4 protein-coding genes are annotated in these 4656 nt (G+C 62.9%); all 4 read left to right on the forward strand.

The annotated features are described in order from the left end of the window. The coding region (locus AC1XOS_RS19895; RefSeq protein WP_481963958.1) for an ADP-ribosylglycohydrolase family protein at nucleotides 1–749 on the forward strand (749 nt) is incomplete at its 5' end. Nucleotides 750–757: 8 nt separating this feature from the next. Then, the gene (locus tag AC1XOS_RS19900) at nucleotides 758–1576 is read left to right on the forward strand and encodes a DODA-type extradiol aromatic ring-opening family dioxygenase (RefSeq protein ID WP_481963959.1); all 819 of its coding nucleotides are present in this window, start codon (nucleotides 758–760) and stop codon (nucleotides 1574–1576) included. Continuing rightward, nucleotides 1569–2429: a TolB family protein gene (locus AC1XOS_RS19905; protein WP_481963960.1), complete on the forward strand. Its 861-nt coding sequence runs from the start codon at nucleotides 1569–1571 to the stop codon at nucleotides 2427–2429. The genes AC1XOS_RS19900 and AC1XOS_RS19905 overlap by 8 nt, the downstream gene beginning before the upstream one ends. Beyond that, nucleotides 2426–4567 (forward strand): glycoside hydrolase family 95 protein, encoded by a 2142-nt coding sequence (locus AC1XOS_RS19910; protein WP_481963961.1) that lies wholly within the window; start codon nucleotides 2426–2428, stop codon nucleotides 4565–4567. Before AC1XOS_RS19905 ends, AC1XOS_RS19910 begins: the two co-directional genes overlap by 4 nt. The last annotated feature ends 89 nt before the right edge of the window (nucleotides 4568–4656 follow it).

The raw sequence follows: 4656 nt of genomic DNA on the forward strand, positions 1-4656 counted from the left end.
AGCATCTTGCCCGGCACTTTGCGAAGAACTTCCAGCCCTGGCGGGGTTATGGACCGGGAGCCTACGGGGTGCTGGATGCGCTAAAGCAGGGCCGCCCGTGGGACGAGCCCGCACGGCAGGTTTTTGGGGGTCAGGGGAGCTATGGCAACGGGGCGGCGATGCGTGTCGGGCCGCTGGGGGCGTTCTACTGGGATGCTGACGTGGCGGTCATTCGCGAGGCAACGCGGCTCTCCAGCCTGCCAACCCACACGCACAAGCACGGCATTGAAGGCGCAGTGGTCGTCGCACTCGCGGTTGCGGGAGCGCTCCGGCAAGCGATGGCGGGTGCAGAAGAGCTTGATGTCGCAGCGCTCTTGGGCTTTGTGCGATCGGGAGTCACCGATGAGGTCTATCTCAAGAAGCTGGATCAAGTCGAGGACTTTCTCGCAGCCGAGCCCGAGCCGTGTGTGGTCGCAGCACGTCTAGGAACCGATCTGGCCGCGACACTCTCGGTGCCTGCCGCGCTTTTTGCCTTTCTCTCACGCTGGGACTCGCTCCCCGACTGTCTTCTCTATGCCGTGAGTTTGGGCGGCGATGCGGACACGATTGCGGCGATGGCGGGCGCAATGGCGGGAGCGTTTCACGGGGCGGCAGCAATCCCTGAGAACTGGCTTGCGGCACTAGAGAATGGCCCACAGGGCCGCGATTTTGCCGTCACGCTTGCAGGGCAGCTCTATGCACGAAGGCAAGGGAATCTCGGAGTCGGATAAAATAGCCCATGCCGCTTGTCTTTGCCGCGATTGCGCCTCATGGGGGAGAGATTGTCCCCCAGCTCACCGATGATTTAGCGCTGATGGGGAAAACCCGCGCCGCGATGCAGGAGCTGGGCCGCCGCTTCGCCACGCAAAAAATTGACACGGTGATTGTTCTCACCCCCCACGGCATTGTCGTAGATGGTGCCCTCTCGATTGGGGCGACCCGCCACGCCGCCGGGATTGTCGGGGAGCCCGATGGCAAGCATATCAAGGCCGCGTTTGAGTGCGATCTGGAGCTGGTTCAGATGATCCACGCCGCCTGTGAGCAAGCCAATATCCCCCTGGTGCGACTGGTCGGGGAGGAAGCCAAAGAAAAAGCAGTCTTGCCGCTCGACTGGGGCGTCGTGATCCCGCTCTGGTTCACCGCCCATCCCCTCACCGAGCCGCGCCCCAAGATTGTTGTCGTGGCCCCCAACCGGAGCCTGGCGCGTGAGCATTTAGTGCGCTTTGGCGTGCTGCTGGCCCGGTGCGCCGCCGAAACCGAGAAGCGAGTCGCGCTGATCGCCTCGTGCGATCAAGGCCACGCCCACGACCCCAATGGCCCCTACGGCTACTCGCCCGTCAGCGCCGAGCACGACGGCCAGATGTGCGCCGCAATTGTCTCCGAAGACTTGGGAGCGCTCCTAGAGTGGGACGAAGAGTTTCTGGAAGAGGCCAAAGTAGACGCGTTCTGGCAGACCATTATCCTCGCCGGAGCGCTGGGCCACACCCCACTCACCGGAGAGCTGCTCTCCTACGAGGCCCCAACCTACTTTGGAATGGCGGTAGCCAGCTATGCGTGAGCGTGAGATTGTCTACGCCTGTCGCTACTACGCGCCGGGCAGCCGCAAGAGCTACTCCCACCTCTACCTGATCCGCCCCGATGGCACCGGACGAAAGCAGCTCACCCACACCCGCACCAATGACGGCGAGCCACAGTGGTCACCCGATGGCAAGTGGATCGCTTTCTGGCGCGGCACACGCGACCTAATGGCTCTCTCCTTACGCACGGGAGCAATCAAGCGCCTCTACCAGATGCGGGAGTTCTGGGAGCCCTTTCACTGGCAAGATAGTGAGTGGCTACGGCTTGAAGAAAGCGAGAAGCAGCACCGCCTGATCTCCGTCAAGACAGGCCAGAGCAAGCCCGTGCCGCCACTGACTGAGTCCGATCCTATGAAGCTGACTCTAGGTGGGCACTCTCTCGTTCTCATCGACTCAGAGGCAACCGATAACAGTACCCCAAAACTCACGGTAGATGGCAAGCCCTTGCAGCTTCAACCAACCTCGGAGATTCAGCGCTGGCTCCAGCGTACTCACTACTTTCAAGGGTTAACCGCACTCCCTGATGACCTCAAGCAGGTCCTGATCGGCAGAGTTCGCGGAGGTAGCAGCTGGGGACACTGGGTCGAGGCACTGCAAGTTGATATCACAACAGGTAAAACAGTCAAACTTTTAGAGTATGGCACCCTTTGCCTAGCTCCCGACAGTAAGCGCTACGTGACGAGCTACTTTCGTGACTTAGCCCCACTTGGGGATAAGCAGGTCTGGGTTCAATCGCTACGTGTAGGGCGGCTCGACAAACCGGGCAGCCAAGAGATCGTCAAGGGGCTTGCCTTTGTCCAAGGCTGTGATTGGCGGGGAGGAAAACGCATTTGAGTAAGCTATGGTACGCACAACCAGCGACGAAATGGTCGTCGGAGGCGCTTCCGATTGGCAACGGGCGACTGGGCGCGATGCTCTTTGGAGGCGTTTCCCAGGAGCGGATTCAGTTCAACGAGCAGAGCCTCTGGTCGGGGGACAACAACTGGGACGGCGAGTACGAGACGGGTGATCACGGCTTTGGTTCGTACCGCACGTTTGGTGAGCTGCTGCTCAGCTTCGACTCTGAAGAAGTAAGCGCCGCAGACTACCGCCGCGAGCTGGATATTTCCACGGGCGTGCATCGGACGACGTTCACCCAGAACGGCATCGCCTACACCCGCGAGGCGTTTGTCAGCCGCCCAGCGCAGGCGCTGGTACTCCGCTACACCGCCGACAAGCCCGGCGCACTCTCCGGCTCGCTTAAGCTACGCTCGGGCCAGCCCAACACGCCGGTCAGCGCCAGTGCCAGCGGGCTTTTCTGGGACGCGGTGATGCCCAACAAGCTGCGCCATGCCTGCGGTCTGCGTGTCAAGAACACCGGCGGCAAGGTCAGCGGCGAGGGCGGCGATACGCTGCGCTTTGCGGGCTGTAGCAGCCTGATCGTGACTCTCTGCGCACGGACGGACTATAAGCCCGACTTTCGCGCGGGCTGGCGAGGCGAGGCTCCGGCTCCCGTGGTGGCGCGTGAGCTGGCAGGAGCTTCAGCCAAGCCCTATGCCCAGCTCCTCAAGGCGCATCAAGCCGATCTGGCACGGCTTCTGGAGCGCGTGACCGTTCGCTGGGGCCGCACCGACAGCACAACCGCCGCGCTGCCCACCGATGCCCGCCTGAAACGCTACAGCAAGGGCGAGAGCGATCCTGAGCTGGAGCAAACGATGTTCTTCTACGGGCGCTACCTCCTGGCGAGCTGCTCCCGGCCCGGTGGCCTGCCCGCCAATTTACAAGGGCTCTGGAACGACAGCAACTCCCCCGCGTGGGCATCGGACTACCACAACAATATCAATCTCCAGATGAACTACTGGCACGCCGAGACCACGGGCCTCGCCGAGTGCCACGAGCCGCTTCTCGAGTTTGTCGCCGCCGCCGTCGAGCCCTGCCGGATCGCCACCAAGCGTGCCTTTGGCGAGAAGACCCGAGGCTGGACCGCGCGAACGTCGCAGAGTATCTTTGGCGGCAACGGCTGGGAGTGGAACATCCCCGCCAGCGCCTGGTACGCCCAGCACTTTGTGGAGCACTACGCCTTCACGCAAGACCGAAAGTTCCTAGAGCGCGCCTATCCGATTGTGAAAGAGATCTGTGAGTACTGGGAGGATCACCTCAAGCGCCTGCCGGAGGGGGCTCTGGTCGCGCCTAACGGCTGGTCACCCGAGCACGGGCCGCGTGAGGACGGTGTCATGCACGACCAGCAGCTCATCTGGGACTTATTCGCGGGTTATCTGGAGCTGGCCAAGGCGCTAAATACCGACCCTGACTATCAGAAGAAAGTGGCGACGATGCAAGCCCAGCTCGCGCCCAACAAGATCGGCAAGTGGGGCCAGCTCCAGGAGTGGCAGGCCGACCGCGACGACCCCAAAGACACGCACCGGCATATCTCGCACCTCTTTGCGGTCTATCCCGGCAAGCAGATCAGCCCGACTACCACGCCCGAGCTGGCCAAAGCCGCAACTCTCTCCCTCAAGGCCCGTAGCAACGACCAAGCGGGGCAGCCTTTCACGGTCGAGACAACCATTGGAGACAGTCGCCGCTCGTGGACGTGGCCGTGGCGCTGCGCCTGCTGGGCGCGTCTGGGCGAGGCAGAGCGGGCCGGGATCATGGTGCGGGGCCTCTTGACCTACAACACGCTCCCCAATCTCTTCTGCGACCATCCCCCCTTCCAGATGGACGGCAACTTCGGCATCTCCGCCGCCATCGCCGAGTGCCTGCTCCAGAGCCACGCGGGCGAGCTTCACCTGCTCCCTGCGCTCCCCAAAGCCTGGGCCACCGAGGGCAGCTTCACCGGCCTACGCGCCCGCGGCGGCTACCGCGTGGACTGCGCCTGGAAAGACGGTAAAGTGATCTCCCATCGCATCGTCGCAGACCGAGCCAAGAGCAAGAAAGCGCCGGTCTCAGTGCGCATCAACGGAGAGCTACGGAGCGTCGTGCCAACCCCCTAGCCCCCGCCCGACGGGGGAACAGGAAGGGAAACTACCGCCGAAACACCCGCTGGAGAAGCCCCTTCCGAACCGGCAGCGCGGGAGCTGTC

Source organism: Armatimonas sp. (genome assembly GCF_964826245.1).